General features: G+C 69.9%; 16 protein-coding genes. 9 read left to right on the top strand and 7 right to left on the bottom strand.

Annotation, left to right across the window (positions count from 1 at the left end; all coding sequences use genetic code 11):
• The first annotated feature begins 57 nt into the window (after positions 1-57).
• A complete protein-coding gene (locus tag AC3WOE_RS15170; protein ID WP_492691517.1) occupies positions 58-2376 on the top strand; it encodes an NADP-dependent malic enzyme in 2319 nt (772 codons plus the stop codon).
• A gap of 85 nt (positions 2377-2461) precedes the next feature.
• Positions 2462-3166, top strand: a complete 705-nt coding sequence (locus tag AC3WOE_RS15165; protein WP_492691515.1) for a transporter substrate-binding domain-containing protein — start codon at positions 2462-2464, stop codon at positions 3164-3166.
• Here the strand turns inward: AC3WOE_RS15165 and AC3WOE_RS15160 are convergent.
• Positions 3163-4095, bottom strand: coding sequence for a DMT family transporter (locus AC3WOE_RS15160; RefSeq protein ID WP_492691513.1), 933 nt, complete (start codon positions 4093-4095; stop codon positions 3163-3165). The two genes, AC3WOE_RS15165 and AC3WOE_RS15160, sit on opposite strands and share 4 nt — an antisense overlap.
• Before the next feature lie 20 nt (positions 4096-4115).
• Between AC3WOE_RS15160 and AC3WOE_RS15155 the strand changes: the two genes are divergently transcribed.
• From AC3WOE_RS15155 to AC3WOE_RS15140, 4 genes are all read left to right on the top strand, one after another.
• Positions 4116-4709 carry a helix-turn-helix domain-containing protein gene (locus tag AC3WOE_RS15155; protein WP_492691512.1) on the top strand — a complete coding sequence of 198 codons (594 nt, stop codon included), beginning with the start codon at positions 4116-4118 and terminating at the stop codon, positions 4707-4709.
• Positions 4710-4725: 16 nt separating this feature from the next.
• Entirely contained in the window at positions 4726-5199 is a 474-nt protein-coding gene (locus AC3WOE_RS15150) for a GNAT family N-acetyltransferase (RefSeq protein WP_492691511.1), read from the top strand.
• Positions 5200-5268: 69 nt separating this feature from the next.
• Positions 5269-6699, top strand: a complete 1431-nt coding sequence (pyk, locus tag AC3WOE_RS15145; protein ID WP_492691509.1) for a pyruvate kinase — start codon at positions 5269-5271, stop codon at positions 6697-6699.
• 7 nt (positions 6700-6706) lie between these two features.
• Positions 6707-7282 (top strand): putative 2OG-Fe(II) oxygenase, encoded by a 576-nt coding sequence (locus AC3WOE_RS15140; protein ID WP_492691508.1) that lies wholly within the window; start codon positions 6707-6709, stop codon positions 7280-7282.
• A gap of 113 nt (positions 7283-7395) precedes the next feature.
• Here the strand turns inward: AC3WOE_RS15140 and AC3WOE_RS15135 are convergent, their stop codons facing one another.
• Entirely contained in the window at positions 7396-7818 is a 423-nt protein-coding gene (locus AC3WOE_RS15135) for a Cd(II)/Pb(II)-responsive transcriptional regulator (protein ID WP_492691506.1), read from the bottom strand.
• Between the two features lie 74 nt (positions 7819-7892).
• On the opposite strand from AC3WOE_RS15135, the gene AC3WOE_RS15130 reads away from it, so the two are divergent.
• Positions 7893-8534 (top strand): cation efflux transmembrane domain-containing protein, encoded by a 642-nt coding sequence (locus tag AC3WOE_RS15130; protein WP_492691504.1) that lies wholly within the window; start codon positions 7893-7895, stop codon positions 8532-8534.
• Here the strand turns inward: AC3WOE_RS15130 and AC3WOE_RS15125 are convergent.
• On the bottom strand, positions 8506-9744 hold the full coding sequence (locus AC3WOE_RS15125; protein ID WP_492691503.1) for an NRAMP family divalent metal transporter: 1239 nt from the start codon (positions 9742-9744) through the stop codon (positions 8506-8508). The two genes, AC3WOE_RS15130 and AC3WOE_RS15125, sit on opposite strands and share 29 nt — an antisense overlap.
• Positions 9745-9848: 104 nt before the next feature.
• Between AC3WOE_RS15125 and AC3WOE_RS15120 the strand changes: the two genes are divergently transcribed.
• Positions 9849-10805: a glycosyltransferase family 2 protein gene (locus AC3WOE_RS15120; protein WP_492691502.1), complete on the top strand. Its 957-nt coding sequence runs from the start codon at positions 9849-9851 to the stop codon at positions 10803-10805.
• Positions 10802-11596, top strand: a complete 795-nt coding sequence (locus AC3WOE_RS15115) for a ChbG/HpnK family deacetylase (protein ID WP_492691500.1) — start codon at positions 10802-10804, stop codon at positions 11594-11596. The genes AC3WOE_RS15120 and AC3WOE_RS15115 overlap by 4 nt, the downstream gene beginning before the upstream one ends.
• Here the strand turns inward: AC3WOE_RS15115 and AC3WOE_RS15110 are convergent.
• From AC3WOE_RS15110 to AC3WOE_RS15095, 4 genes are all read right to left on the bottom strand, one after another.
• Positions 11583-11951, bottom strand: a complete 369-nt coding sequence (locus tag AC3WOE_RS15110; protein WP_492691498.1) for a GtrA family protein — start codon at positions 11949-11951, stop codon at positions 11583-11585. The genes AC3WOE_RS15115 and AC3WOE_RS15110 overlap by 14 nt on opposite strands.
• Positions 11948-13393 carry a glycosyltransferase family 39 protein gene (locus AC3WOE_RS15105; protein WP_492691497.1) on the bottom strand — a complete coding sequence of 482 codons (1446 nt, stop codon included), beginning with the start codon at positions 13391-13393 and terminating at the stop codon, positions 11948-11950. The genes AC3WOE_RS15110 and AC3WOE_RS15105 overlap by 4 nt, the downstream gene beginning before the upstream one ends.
• Positions 13394-13461: 68 nt before the next feature.
• Complete coding sequence (locus AC3WOE_RS15100; RefSeq protein ID WP_492691495.1) at positions 13462-14469, bottom strand: MBL fold metallo-hydrolase; 1008 nt, start codon at positions 14467-14469, stop codon at positions 13462-13464.
• 10 nt (positions 14470-14479) lie between these two features.
• Positions 14480-14947 (bottom strand): group I truncated hemoglobin, encoded by a 468-nt coding sequence (locus AC3WOE_RS15095; RefSeq protein ID WP_492691493.1) that lies wholly within the window; start codon positions 14945-14947, stop codon positions 14480-14482.
• Positions 14948-15180 lie beyond the last annotated feature (233 nt).

Below are 15180 nucleotides of genomic sequence, written 5' to 3'. Positions count from 1 at the left end.
GCGCAGGCCATGAAACGCGGCGTAATCTTCCGGGTTCCCTCCCGGAGATGTACTGCCATGGAAAAGAACAACGCTCCCTTGTCGCCTGCCGAAGCCGCACTGCGCGACGCAGCCCGCGAATACCACCGCAGCCCGACGCGCGGCAAGATTTCCGTCACGCCGACCAAGGCCCTCTCCAACCAGCGCGACCTGTCGCTGGCCTACTCGCCGGGCGTGGCCTATCCCTGCCTGGACATCGAGCGCGACCCGGCCCTCGCCGCCGACTTCACTTCGCGCGGCAATCTCGTCGGCGTCATCACCAACGGCACCGCCGTGCTGGGTCTGGGTGACATCGGCCCGCTGGCCGCCAAGCCCGTCATGGAAGGAAAGGGCTGTCTGTTCAAGAAGTTCGCCGGCATCGACGTCTTCGACATCGAGCTGGCCGAGCGCGACCCCGACAAGCTGATAGACATCATTGCCGCGATGGAGCCGACGCTGGGCGGCATCAACCTCGAGGACATCAAGGCGCCCGAGTGCTTCTACATCGAGCGCGAGCTGTCCAAGCGCATGAACATTCCGGTCTTCCACGACGACCAGCATGGCACGGCCATCATCTCGTCGGCCGCCCTGCTGAACGGCCTGGAACTGGTGGGCAAGGACATCGCCCAGGTCAAGGTCGCGGTGTCGGGCGCGGGCGCCGCGGCCATTGCCTGCCTGGACGTGATGGTGGGCCTTGGCGTCAAGCGCGAGAACGTCTTCGTCTGCGATTCGCGCGGCGTCATCCAGAGCGAGCGTGAGGACGCCAAGGCCGGCAAGCTGGACGAGTCCAAGCAGCGCTATTGCCAGATCAGCAGCGCGCGCACGCTGGCAGACGTGGTCGACGGCGCCGATGTGTTCCTGGGCTGCTCGGCCGCCGGTGTGCTGAGCGCCGACATGGTCAAGACCATGGCTGCCCAGCCCATCATCCTGGCCCTGGCCAATCCCGAGCCCGAGATCCGCCCCGAGCTCGCCAAGGAGGTGCGGCCGGACTGCATCGTGGCCACGGGCCGCAGCGACTACCCCAACCAGGTCAACAACGTCCTGTGCTTTCCCTACATCTTCCGTGGTGCGCTGGACTGCGGCGCCACCAAGGTCACCGAGGGCATGAAGCTGGCTTGCGTGCGCGAGATCGCGGCCTTGGCCAAGGCCGAGACCAGCGATGAAGTGGCGGCGGCCTATGCCGGCCAGGAGCTGGCCTTCGGTCCCGACTACCTGATTCCCAAGCCCTTCGATGCCCGCCTGATCCTGCGCATCGCGCCCGCCGTTGCCGCCGCTGCAGCCGCCGATGGCGTGGCCACGCGTCCGGTGGAAGACCTGGTCGCCTATCGCCAGTCGCTGGAGCGCTTCGTCTACCAGACCGGCATGTTCATGCGCCCGGTCTTCTCGGCTGCCAAGGCCGCGCCCGCTCGCGTCATCTACGCCGAGGGCGAGGACGAGCGCGTGCTGCGCGCCGTGCAGGTCGCCATCGACGAGGGCCTCGCCAGGCCGACGCTGATCGGCCGCCCGGCCGTGCTGGCGGCGCGCATCCAGCGCGCCGGCCTGCGCCTCAAGCTCGGCGACGACGTGGCCGTCATCGACCCCGAGGACGACCCGCGTTTCCGCCAGTACTGGGAGGCCTATCACGCGCGCATGAAGCGCAATGGCGTGACGCCCGAGATGGCGAAGTCAGCCGTGCGCCGCTCCAACACGGCCATCGGCGCCCTGGCCATCGAGCTGGGCGACGCCGACGCGATGATCTGCGGCATGGTGGGCCGCTTCGACCGCCATCTCGAGCAGGTGCGCGAGCTGATCGGCCTGGCGCCGGGTGCCCGCCAGTTCGCCGCGATGAATGCGCTGATGCTGGAGCAGATGACGCTCTTCATCGCCGACACCTTCGTCAACGACTCGCCCGACGCCGAGGAGCTGGCCGACATCGCCGCCATGGCCACCGAGGAAGTGCGCCGCTTCGGCCTGCCGCCCAAGCTGGCCTTCGTCAGCCACTCGATGTTCGGCTCCAGCACGCGACCGTCGGCGCTGAAGATGCGCCGTGCCCACGAGCTGTTCGCGGCCGCCCACCCCGAGGTCGAGTGCGACGGCGAGATGCACGGCGACGCGGCCCTGTCCGAGAGCGTGCGCCAGGCCTTCCTGCCCGACAGCAAGCTCAAGGGCGCGGCCAACCTGCTGGTGCTGCCGACGCTGGACGCCGCCAACATTCTCTTCAACGTGCTCAAGATCAGCGCCAGCCACGGCGTGACGGTCGGCCCCATCCTGCTCGGCGCGGCCCGGCCGGTGCACATCTTGACGCCGTCGGCGACGGTGCGCCGCATCGTCAACATGACGGCGCTGGCCGTGGCCGAGGCCAACGGCGTGCGGCGCTGAGGGTTCGGGTGGGGTTTGCAGCCGGCCGTCGGCCGGCTACCCTGGCCTCGTGAACTGCAGTACCCGAGCCTTTTCCCACTTGTTGATGGCCCTGCTGGCCGCCTGCGCGGCCGCCCGGGCGGGCGCCTCGGACCTGGTGCTGTACTACGAGGAGCGGCCGCCGCTGATGAGCCGCCAGGACAACCAGCTGACGGGTGTCCAGGGCGCGCCGGCCACGGCCATCCTGCAGCGCGCCGGGCTCACGGCCGAATTGCGCGAGGCGCCCGTGGCCCGGCAGGTCGCGATGATCTCGCGCAACAACGAGCCCGCCTGTGCGCTGGGCCTGTACCGCACCGCGGAGCGCGAGAAGGTCGGCAAATACTCGCGGCTGCCGGTCTACAGCAGTCCGCCCCAGAGCCTGATGATCCGCAGGGATGGCCGCCTCAACGACGTCCATCGCTTCGCGACGGTGATCCAGTCACCGACCGTCACCCTGGCCTTGCGCGTGGGCTATTCCTACGGGGCCGAGACCGACAAGGCGCTGGCCGAGAGTCGCGCCAAGATCATCCGTTCGTCCGACCACAGCATGGCGCGTGTGCGCCTCGTGCTGCTGGGCGTGGCCGACGCGACGCTGTTCACCGAAGAGGAAGGCGAAGCCTTGATCAAGCAGTTGGGCGACGCCGGCGTTGCACTGGAGCTGCGCCGCCTGCCCGATGCCCCGCCCGGCGAAGGGCGCTATTTCTTCTGCAACAAGGCCCTGCCGGACCGGCAGTTGCGGGCCATCGACGACGCGATGGGCGCGTCCCGCTAGCCAACCGTGTTGTTGTCCTGGGCCTGGCGCCCTGGCCAGAAGCTGGCAGCGCCGAATTGCGCCAGCGCGACGCCGGCCAGGATGAGGCCGGCCGCGAGGATCTTGTGCAGGGAAAAGCTTTCGCCACCCCAGGCCCAGGCGGCCAGGCCGGCGATCAGCGGCATCAGATAGATCAGCGGCGCCGTGCGGGCCACGCCGCGCTTCTCGTTGGCCCAGCCCCAGGCCAGCCAGCCGATGAAGCCGCCGCCGGCGACCTGCCAGAAGGTGCCCGTCCAGACCCAGGTGGGTTGCGTGGCCCAGTCCGTCGACAGCAGGGCCGGCGAGCACCACAGTAGCATGGGCAGGGTGCAGACCAGGCTGCCATAGCCCAGCACCGTCACGCCGCCGTGGTGCTGGATCAGCGGCTTGCTGTGCACCGTGTAGTAGCTGAACAGGGCGGCGGCGGCGAGCAGGGTCAGGTCGCCGACGGAGGCCTGCCAGTCAGCGGCCAGCAGCTTGTCCGACGTGAAAAGCAGGGCGCCCATGGCCGCCATGGCCACGCCGGCGACCTGGCCGCGCGACAGTTTCTCCAGGCCGCTGAAGCGCAGGATGAGCAGCGTGAACACCGGCCCGCAAGCCAGCAGCACGCTGGCGCTGAAGGCGGTGGAGCCTTGCATGCCATAGGCCGACAGCAGCAGATGCAGGCCCTGGCCGATCAGCGTCAGGCGCACCAGCGGCCAGACCTCGCCGCGGTCCAGCCGCGGCCAGCGCAGGCCGAAACGCCAGCACAGCAGGGCGACGGCGCAGAAGGGCATCAGCAGGTAGCGCAGGCCCAGGAAGCCCGTCGGGCCGATCTGCGTGAACAAGGCCTTGGACAGCGGGAAGTTCAGACCCCAGGTCAGCACGACGGCGAGCGCGGCCCACAGGGGCGCGGTGTGGTGATCCTTCATATCGGCTAGCATATTCTCATATGAGAGAAGAATTCTCCGAATTGAACGAAGAGGGCCAGTTCGAGCGCCAACTGGCCGAACGGCTGGCGGCGTTGCGCACGGCGGCCGGCTGGTCGCTGGACGAGCTGGCCGCCCGGAGCGGCGTGAGCCGGGCGACGCTGAGTCGGCTGGAGCGGGCCGAGACCAGTCCGACGGCGACGCTGCTGTCGCGCCTGGCCCGGGCCTACGGCCTGCCGCTGAGCCGCCTGCTGGCTGAGGCCGAGACCCTGCCGGTGCGCCTGCTGCGCGCCGCCGACCAGCCGCGCTGGCATGACGTGCAGAGCGGTTTCGAGCGCCTGATGCGCTGCCCGCCACTGGCGGGCTTTGCGACCGAGGTCATCGAGGGCCGGCTCGCCCCCGGCGCCGAGCTGGTCTACGAAGAGCCCACCGTCGCGCGGCTGGAGCACCACCTCTGCCTGGTCGAAGGCCATCTGCGACTGAGCCTGCAGGGCCAGGTCTTCGAACTGGCCGCCGGCGACTCGATCAGCTTCCGTTGCCTGGGCCGCACCGTCTTCACCAATCCCGGGACCGAATCGGCGCGCTATCTGCTCGCGATGACGGTGCCTTCGCTGTAACTGGTATCGAACCACCATGAGCACAGACCCGTCCGTTCGCCTCGCGCCGCTGGACCCCGGCCACCCCGACGCCCAGCGCCTGATGGCCCTGTCCGAGGCCTATATGAGCGCCCTCTATCCGGCCGAGAGCAACCACTTCGAGCCCGCCGATGGCCTGCGTCCGCCGCAGGGCCGCTTCTACGGCCTGTGGCGGGGCGAGCAGCTGGTCGGCTGCGGCGGCGTCAAGCTCTTCGAGGCCGACGGCTATGGGGAGATCAAGCGGCTCTTCGTGCTCGACAGCGAGCGCGGCCGGGGTGTCGCGCGGCAGCTGATGGTGCGGTTAGAGGCCGACCTCGTGGAGTTGGGCATCGCGCTGGCGCGGCTGGAAACCGGCATCCACCAGCCCGAGGCCCTGGCCCTGTACCGGCGCCTGGGCTATGTCGAGCGCGGCCCCTTCGGCGGCTATGCGTCCGACCCGCTGAGCGCCTTCCTGGAGAAGACGCTGGCTTGAAACGCGAAGAAACTCGGACGGGGTGCAACGGAACATAATTCCGCGCCGCCAAGAAACTCGAGACAAGCCATGACCCGCGCCACCAAGATCGTCGCCACCCTCGGCCCCGCCTCCAACACGCCGGAGGTGCTGGAGAAGATGATCCGCGCCGGCGTCGACGTCGTGCGCCTGAACTTCTCCCACGGCAAGGCCCAGGACCACATCGACCGGGCCAACATGGTCCGCGAGGCGGCGCAGCGGGTGGGCAAGTCGGTGGCCATCATGGCCGACCTGCAGGGCCCCAAGATCCGCGTCGGCAAGTTCGAAGGCGGCAAGATCGAGCTGGTCCCCGGCGCGCCCTTCATCCTCGATGCCGACCGCACCGAGCTGGGCAACCAGGAGATCGCCAGTCTCGACTACAAGGAACTGCCGCGCGACGTGAAGCCCGGCGACACCCTGCTGCTGAACGACGGCCTGCTGGTGCTGACCGTCAACCATGTGCTCGGCGCCCAGGTCCACACCACCGTCAAGCTCGGCGGCGAGCTGTCCAACAACAAGGGCATCAACAAGCAGGGCGGCGGCCTGACGGCCCCGGCCCTGACCGGCAAGGACATGGAGGACATCAAGACCGCGATGTCCTTCCAGTGCGAATACCTGGCGGTGAGCTTTCCCAAGAACGCCACCGACATGGAGATGGCCCGCCAGCTGGCCAATGTGGCCGGCGAGCCCTACCGCCACAAGCCGGCCATGATCGCCAAGATCGAGCGCTACGAGGCCATCCCCCATCTCGAAGCCATCCTGAAGGCCAGCGACGGCATCATGGTGGCGCGCGGCGACCTCGCCGTGGAAGTCGGCAACGCGGCCGTGCCGGCGCTGCAGAAGCGCATGATCAAGATGGCCCGCGAGCTGGACAAGGTCTCCATCACGGCCACGCAGATGATGGAGTCCATGATCGTCAACCCGGTGCCGACGCGCGCCGAGGTCAGCGACGTGGCCAACGCCGTGCTGGACGGTACCGATGCCGTCATGCTGTCCGCCGAGACCGCCGCCGGCAAGTTCCCCATCGAGACCGTCGAGCAGATGGCCGCCATCGCGCTGGAAGCCGAGCGTGCCGAGTTCGTCAGCCTGGACACCGACTTTGCCGGCCGCCAGTTCGGCCGCATCGACCAGTCCATCGCCATGGGCGCGCTGTTCACGGCCTACCACCTGGGTTGCAAGGCCATCCTGGCCCTCACCGAGTCGGGTTCGACCGCGCTGTGGATGAGCCGCCATCGCATCCAGGTGCCCATCTTCGGCCTGACGACCCAGGCGATCAGCCAGCGCAAGATGGCCCTGTACCGCAATGTGCTGCCGCTGCTGATGCCCAAGTTCGAGGATCGCGACACGGCCCTCGCGGCGGCCGAGAAGATCCTGGTCGAGCGCGGCGTGCTGATGCCTGGCGACACCTATGCCATCACCTGTGGCGAGCCCATGGGCTACCCGGGCGGAACGAACATGCTGAAGGTCTGTCGCGTCGGCTGAGAGGCCGATGGACGTCAAGGTCCTGTTCCCGACCCTGGTCGCCGTCAGCCAGGCTGACGCGGCGACGCTGGCGGCGATCCAGGCCGAGGTGCTGGCCCGCGAGGCCCAGATCAAGACGCTGCTGCGTCCGGCCTGGGGCGACCAGGTCTGGTCCTCCTTCGAGGCCGAGCGGCATCTCTTCGTCGCCGCCGGCCTGCACCGGCTGCGTGAATTCGTTGAAAGCCAGATCCTGGAGTTCGTCGCCCGCACGCGCGAGTCGGCCGCGGGCCTGGTCTTCGACGAGGCGTATTCGCAGAGCTGGATCAATGTGACGGGCCGCCACGGCTACCAGGAGCGCCACAACCACGAGCGCGAGGCCGCCGGCCTGCCCATCAGCGGGGCCTTCTATTTCCGAACCAACGGTCGGGACGGTGACCTGTCCATCATGCCGGTGGACATGCAGACCAAGCTCTTCGACCCCGAGGTCATCGCACCGGCCGTCGGTCGCCTGGTGCTGTTCCGCTCCGAGGTCTTCCATCGCGTCGGCGCCAACCTGACCGATTCCGACCGCGTCTCCTTCAGCTTCAACTACCTGCTGAAATAGCCCACCCCCTACCGGCTTCGCCGGCCCCCTCAAGGGGGCGCTGCCAGTGGCCTGGCAAAGCCAGTGCCACGGCAGCCGCTGGAGGAGAAGCCAGCCGCGAGCGGCGGCTTCAATCAGTGGCTATGCCCGACGTGGCTCTTGGGCGGTAGTTCCGCGCCGGGCTCGGCCAGGCCTTCGAGGATGGCGCAGGCCGGCTCGTCGCCCTTGCAGCGGGCGCGCAGCTCACGCAACTCCTTCTCCAGCTCCTGCAGGGCCGCGATGCGCGCGGCGACATGGCCGATGTGCTCGTCGAGCAGCGCATGCGCCTCGCCACCATGCCCGCCACCCTGCAGGGCCAGCAGGGCGCGCACCTCGGTCAGGTTCATGTCCAGCGAGCGGCAGCGGCGGATGAAGTGCAGGCGTTCGGCGTCGGCCGGGCCATAGACGCGGTAGCCCGCATCGGTGCGCGGCGGCGGCGCCAGCAGGCCCTCGCGCTCGTAGTGGCGGATGGTGTCGACCGGGGTCGCGGTCAGGCGGCTGAGTTCACCGATGCGCATGCGCCCATTCTCGGCTTGACTCTGGAGTGGCTCCAGGGTTTGCAATGCAGGCCTGAGTTACAGAAGGTCTTTGCATGAGCCACGCCTGCCACCATCACCACGACGACCACCACCATCACAGCCCCGGCAACTCGCCGGCTTACCGCCGCGTGCTGTGGGTCGCCCTGCTGCTGAACGGCGGCATGGCCATCGTCGAACTGGCCGCCGGCTGGCAGGCCGGCTCGCTGGCGCTGTGGGCCGACTCGGCCGACTTCGTCGCCGACGCGGCCAACTACGCGGTGTCCTTGATGGTGCTGGCCTCGACGCTGGCCATGCGCGCCCGCGTCGCCTGGATCAAGGGCGCCGTCATGGGCCTGATCGGCGCGGCGGTGCTGGCCAAGGCGCTGTGGTCGCTGCTGCACGGCGTGCCGCCCCAGGCGCTGACCATGGGCGTGGTCGGCGTGCTGGCCCTGGTGGCCAACGTCGTCGTCGCGCTGATGCTCTACGCCTGGCGCGAGGGCGACGCCAACATGCGCGCCGTCTGGCTGTGCAGCCGCAACGATGCGCTGGGCAATATCGCCGTCGTGGGCGCGGCCGGCGCGGTCGCGTGGACGGGAACGGCCTGGCCGGACCTCGCCGTGGCCGCGGTGATGGCCGTGCTGGCCCTGTCCAGCGCCCGCGTCGTCATGCGCCATGCGAGCGTGGAGCTCAGAACGGCAGCAGCGCCAGCGCGGTGACGGCCATCACGGCCGTGGCGATCCAGCCCATGCGACGCAGCCTGGGACCGATGACGTGCTCGCCCATGACGGAGGCGCGCGTGGCCAGCACCATCATGGCGGCCATGATGGGCACGGCGCTGATGCCGTTGAAGACGGCCGACCAGAACAGCGCCCGCACCGGGTCCAGTGGCGCGAAGCACAGGGCCACGCCGCCCAGCGTCGCGGCGGCGATCACGGCGTAGAAGCCGCGGCCTTCGCCGCGCTCCAGCCGCAGGCTGAGGCTGTCCTTCCAGCCGAGCACTTCCGCCACGGCATAGGCGGCCGAGCCGGCCAGCACCGGCACGGCCAGCAGGCCGGTGCCGATGATTCCCAGGCTGAACAGCAGGGCGGCGTGCTCGCCGGCCAGCGGTCGCAGGGCCTCGATGGCCTGGGTCGAGGTCTGGATGTCGCGCACGCCGTGGACGTTCAGCGTCGCCGCCGTCGACAGCATGATGAAGAAGGCGATCAGGTTGGAAAAGCCCATGCCGATGTGGGTATCGAGCTTGATGCGGCGCAGGTGGCGGCGCACATCGCTGGCCTGGCAGGGGCGGCCCGCGCAGTCCTCCACCTCCTGGCTGGCCTGCCAGAAGAAGAGGTAGGGGCTGATGGTCGTGCCGAACACGGCCACCACCATCAGCACCGTGTCGCGGTTCCAGCTCAGCTGCGGGCGAACGACTCGCAGCAGGACCTCGCCCCAGTCCAGGCCGATGACGAGGACGACGCCGACATAGGCCAGCAGGGCCAGCGTCAACCATTTCAGCCAGCGCACATAGCTCTCGTAGGCGAGGAAGACCTGCATCAGCACGCTGGCGACGCCGAAGCCGATGGCATAGACCAGCGTCGGCCCGCCCACCAGGATCTGTACGGCGCTGGACATCGCGGCGATGTCGGCGGCGATGTTCAGCGTGTTGGCCGCCAGCAGCAGGCCCACCAGCGCGAGCAGCACGGGACGCGCAAAGGCCTGTTTCATGTTGGCGGCGAGACCGCGACCCGTCACGTAGCCGATGCGGGCGCTGACGATCTGGATCGCCGCCATCAGCGGCAGCGTGAAGATGACGCTCCACAGCATGCCGTAGCCGAACTGGGCGCCGGCCTGGGAGTAGGTGGCGATGCCACTGGGATCGTCGTCCGCCGCGCCGGTGATGAGGCCGGGGCCGAGCTGGCGCAGACGATCGCGGATTGATTTCATGTGCGGCCCCAATTGCAGAATCATGGTCCGGCTGCGCGCGGCAGGACAGGCGCTGGACAGTCCCGGGTAAGCAGGCTGTCATTCGGGTTAACCAGAATGACGCCATGCCCCAAACGGCCCGTCTTCCCAGCGCCAGCCTGGACGTCGTCCTGCCGGCCTTCAACGAGGCCGCCAACCTGCCTGGCCTCTTCGATCAACTGCGCCCCGTGCTGGCTGGCGTCACGCCACGCTGGCGCATCGTGCTCGTCGACGACGGTAGCAGCGACGACACCGCCGCCGTCGCCCTGGCCGCGCGCGATGCCGGTCTGCCCTTGCGCTATGTCAAGTTGTCGCGCAACTTCGGCAAGGAAGCCGCGTTGACGGCCGGCCTCGCCCTGGCCGATGCCGATCGGGTGCTGCTGATGGATGCCGATGGCCAGCATGCCCCCGAGCTCATCGCCGCCATGCATGCGGCCTGGCTGCGCGGTGCCGACATGGCCTGCGCCGTGCGCGCCAACCGCGACGAGGAGGGCTGGTTCAAGCGCTGGGGCACGCGGCTCTTCTACCGCCTCGTCAATGCCTCCACGCGGCTGCACATCCCGCCGGATGCGGGCGACTTCCGCATGCTGGACCGACGCGTCGTCGACGCCCTCAACGCGCTGCCGGAACGCAACCGCTTCATGAAGGGCCTCTACGCCTGGGTGGGCTACCGGACCGAGTTCCTCCCCTACACACCGCGCCCGCGCGCCAGCGGTCGCAGCCACTTCTCGCTCGGCCGCCTGCTGCATCTGGCCTTCAACGGCGTGACGGCCTTCAGCAACCTGCCGCTGCGCATCTGGAGCTCGCTCGGCGGCGTCATCGCCTTCTGCGCGCTGGCCTATGGCGGCTGGCTGGTCATCGAGCACCTGCTCTACGGCCATCCCATCCCGGGTTGGCCCACCGTCGTCGTCGGCCTGATGTTCTTCAGCGGCGTGCAGCTGCTGTCCATCGGCATCATGGGCGAATACATCGGCCGCATCTTCGACGAGGTCAAGCAGCGGCCGGTCTACCTGGTCGCCCTCGATACCGGCAACCCGCCATGACGGCGCCGCGTCGGCTGAGCGTCTGCGCGGACGATTACGGGCAGGCGCCGGCCATCGACCGCGGCGTCCTGGCGCTGGCAGACCAGGGACGCATCACGGCGCTGAGCTGTCTCGTCACGCCGCCGCGCTGGGCCACCGCCGGACCTGCGCTGCGTGATTGCAGCGCCCGGACCGGCCTGCACTTCAACCTGACCGAAGGCGAGCCGCTGAGCCCGGTGCTGCGGCGGCTTTGGCCCAAGTTCCCCAGCCTTGGCGGGTTGATCGCCCAGGCCTTTCTCGGCCGCCTGCCCGCGGCCGCGCTGGCCGAGGAATTCCAGGCCCAGCTGCAGCGCTTCGTCGCCATCACCGGCCGCGCGCCGGACTTCATCGACGGCCATCAGCATGTGCATGCCCTGCCCGGCGTGCGGCCCATTGCGCTGGCTGCCGCGCAAGCCCTGGCCCTGCCGCTGCGCAACACCGGACGCGTGCTGGGCCCCGGCTTCGGCTTGAAGCGCCGCATCATCGAAGCCTGCGGCGGCCGCGCGCTGGCGGCGCAGATGCGGGCGCAGCGCATCGCCCATGCGCCGGCCCTGGTCGGTGTCTATGGCTTCGACCCGCGTTGCGACTACCGTGCCCTGGTGCGCGGCTGGCTGGCCGCCGCGCCCGATGGCGCCTTGCTCTTCTGCCATCCGGCGCTGGGCGGTCCCGATGCCGCCGATGCCATCGCCGCCGCGCGCGCCAACGAGATGGCCTATCTCGCCAGCGAGGCCTTCGCCGAGGACCTGGTCGAGTCCGGTATCAGCCTCGCCTGAAAGCCCAGATTCGGTTGGCGGCGAAGGTGGCCAGCATGACAAGGACCGTGGCGACGGCCTGCGCCAGCAGATAGTGCAGGCCGGCACGCACGCCGGCGTCGACGATCAGCATGCCCAGCAGCGCGCCGGCCACGGCCGTCACGTGAAAGCGGCACCAGGCCGGCCACCAGGCGCCGCGGTGATCGAAGGTGTAGCGCCGGTTCGCCCAGAAGGCGACCTGGGCGCCCAGCACGGCGCCGGCGCCCGAGGCCAGCCAGGCGGGCCAGTGCCAGGTTTCCACCAGCAGGGCCATCAGCGCGTAGTGGGCCGCCGTTGCCGCGGCGCCGACGCCGGCATAGCGGGCCAACTGCTTCATGGGCAGCCTGCCGGCCGCGGCAGCTCGAACAAGGTGGCGCGCCGGCCGCTGAAGACGGGACGCGCCTCGGGCAGGGCGTCTTCCTTGGTGGAGACCAGCCAGATCCGGCCCGGCCCGCAGCGCTCGCGGGCCAGGCGCTGCGGCGTCCACAGTACCGGCTCGCCATGGGCGGGGTCGAAGCGGGCCGCGTCCAGCAGCTCGCGCTGCCAGGTGTCGCCGCCCCGGGCGCGCAGCGCGTCCCAGTCGGCCAGCACGGCCGGCGGTGCGTCCAGCCGGGCCTGCAGGCGGAGGTCGAAAAAGGGCTCGCCGTTCAGCAGCACCCGGTCGCCCGCTGCGAGGCGCTGGTGCAGGGCGGCACCCACGTCGGCATGGTCGGGCTTGCCCCAGCGGGCGATGGCCGGCACGGTGGCCACGCAGAGCAGCGCGCTGACGGCCCAGGCCGCCTGTGCGAAGCGCTTGCCGCGCCAGGCCTCGGCCAGCAGCAGGGCGGTGGGCAACAGGGCCGGCAGCACATAGCCGACCAGCTTGGAGCGTGGCAGCGAGAAGAAGCCGACGATGACGACCATCCACCAGAGTTCGAAGCCCCTGCGGCGCAGGGCTGCGGGCAGGCGCAGGCTGGCGGGCAGCGTCGCCAGCGGCAGCACGGCGAGGAAGAACCACCAGGGCTGGGCGTTGTTGAAGCGGGCCTCGGTGTAGCGGTGGAAGTGCTGTTCGACGATGAAGTAGTCGAAGAAGCCCGGGTAGCGCTGCTGCATGGCAATCATCCACGGCAGGGCGACGGCGGCGAACACCATCAGGGCCAGCGGATGCAGGGCGAAGCGCAGGTCGGCCCAGCGGCGCTTGAGCAGCAGCCCGGGCAGCACGATGAGGCCGGGCAGCACGACGCCGATCAGGCCCTTGGACAACAGGGCCAGGGCCATGGCAGCCCAGGCGCCGCACAGCCAGGCCAGTCGCCGGTGCTCGCCGTCGAGGGCGCGCCGCGCCGCGACGACGGCCAGCGAGATCCAGCCGGCCACCAGCATGTCGTGGTTGGCGTACTGGCCTGCGAGATAGAAGAGCGGCAGCACGGCCAGCCACGCCAGGGCCTGCCGGGCGCCATCCAGGCCGAGGCGGGCGCGGGCCTCGATCCACAGCGCCAGGCCCAGCAGCCACGCACCCAGCAGCGGCGCGGCGCGCAGGGCCAGCGGCGTCGGGCCGAGCAGGTGCATGGCCGCCATGTCCAGCCAGTACATCAGCGGCGGCTTGTGGAAATAGGGCAGGCCGAAGAGGGTGGGCGTCAGCGCATCGCCGCTGCCGAGCATCTCGTAGGCGACGCCGCCGTAGCGGCCCTCGTCGGGCAGGGCCACCGGCCGCCAGCCGGCCAGGGCCACCAGCCAGAGCGCGAGCAGGACAAGCGGCCACCAGGATGGCAGGCGGCGGGAAACAGCGGCAGGCAAACGCATGGCGCCAGCCTAGGGCCGGCGCGTGACCCTGCTTGTCGCGGAGCTGGTGGCGGGCTTGCGGGGAAGCGTCAGCGCCGCGGCGGAAGGCGACGCGTGCCCCCGATGGCCAGCGTGAAGAACTCGTCTTCGGTCAGGCCGCGTGCCGGCCGTTGGGCGCTGAGCTGTCGCGGCGGTTCGTCCAGGGCCTCGTCGGTCAGCTCGAAGGTGCCCCAGTGCACGCCCAGCGAGCGTCGCGCGCCGAGGTCGACATGGATGTTGATCGCTTCCTCGACGTTGACGTGCTGGCTCTGCATGAACCAGCGCGGTTCGTAGGCGCCGATGGGGATCAGCGCGATGTCGAAGCCGCCATCCTGCTGGCGCTCGGCGAAGCGCTGGCGGATGTCGGCGAAGTCGCGCGAATAGCCGGTGTCGCCGGCGAAGAACAGCTGGCAGTCGGGCGCGAAGACGGCGAAACCGCCCCACAGCGTCTTCATGCGGTCGTTCAGGCCGCGGGCCGACCAGTGCTGGGCCGGCACGAGGACGATGTCCACCTCACCGAGGCGTTCGCCCTGCCACCAGTCCAGCTCGACGACCCGGGCGATGCCGCGGGCGCGGAACCAGCCCTGCAGGCCCAGCGGCACGACGAACAGCGGGCTGCCGCCCGGCTGGGCCGCCAGCCGGCGGCAGGTGGGCAGGTCGAGGTGGTCGTAGTGGTTGTGCGAAACGAGGACGGCGTCGATGTGAGGCAGCTCGGACACGGTGACACCCGGCGGCTGCTCGCGCTTCGGCCCGGCGAAGGCGAAGGGCGAGGCGCGCTCGGAGAAGATGGGGTCGGTCAGCAGGCTGAGTCCGCCGAGCTGGGCCAGCACCGTGGCATGGCCGATCCAGGTCACCGCCGGTCGCTGGGCCGAGCCGATGTTGGCGCGGATGAAGCCGAGATCGGGCAGCTGGGTGGGAATGGGTTGCCGCGGCCGCGGCGGCAGGCCGCGGCGGGCGGCGTTCCACCTCCAGCGGATCACCTCGGCCAGGGACTTGGGCTCGAAGTCGCCGTAGTTGTTCTGGAAGCCCCCGTCGCGGTGATGGCGCGGCGGGCTCACTTCGTGGCGCTCATTTCGTCACGATCTGGCGATGGAAGAAGGCCATGCGGGCCAGCAGCTGGTTCTGCGTGGCGAAGGGCACATGGGCCGCGTCCATCGCAAGCTGCAGGTTCTCGACCAGGGCGTTGAAGGCGGCGCGGTCGATGCCCAGGTGGGCATGGGCGTCCTTCATGCCGACGCCGTCATAGGTGCAGGGCCCGCCGGCGACGACGCAGAAATAGTCGGCCAGCACCCGCTTGAGGTGCTTCATGTTGATGCCGTCGAAGTAGCGCGCGATGCGCGCGTCCTGCAGCATGCGGTCGTAGAAATCGTTGGTGAAGGCCTGGATGGCTTCCTTGCCGCCGAGCTCGCGGTAGAGGCGGTCGTCGGCCGGGATGGGCGCCACGCCGGGCATCACCGTGCCGGGCTGGGATTGCGCCTGGGCGAGCGGTGCCGCCAGGGCCAGGGCGAGGGCGGCGAACAACAGGCGGGACTTCATCGGGGCGGGGCGGGGGCAGTACGACAGGCCAGTCTAGCGAGGCCCTGCGGGATGCGGCGCGCCCGGGCGGCCGGTTTTCGTGCGCCGGTCACGTTCCGGCCCGGAGCGATCCACCCAGGCCCGCCTCGGATTTGGCCGGCACGGCATGATTCGGCCTCATGTTCAGTGCAGGGCGTCGTCGGGGGCTTGGGATGCTGGGTGGCGCGCTTGCGCTGCTCGCGTGCGCTCACGCC

Source organism: Roseateles sp. FW305-36, from assembly GCF_058787015.1.
This window is presented reverse-complemented; position numbering and strand designations above follow the sequence as displayed.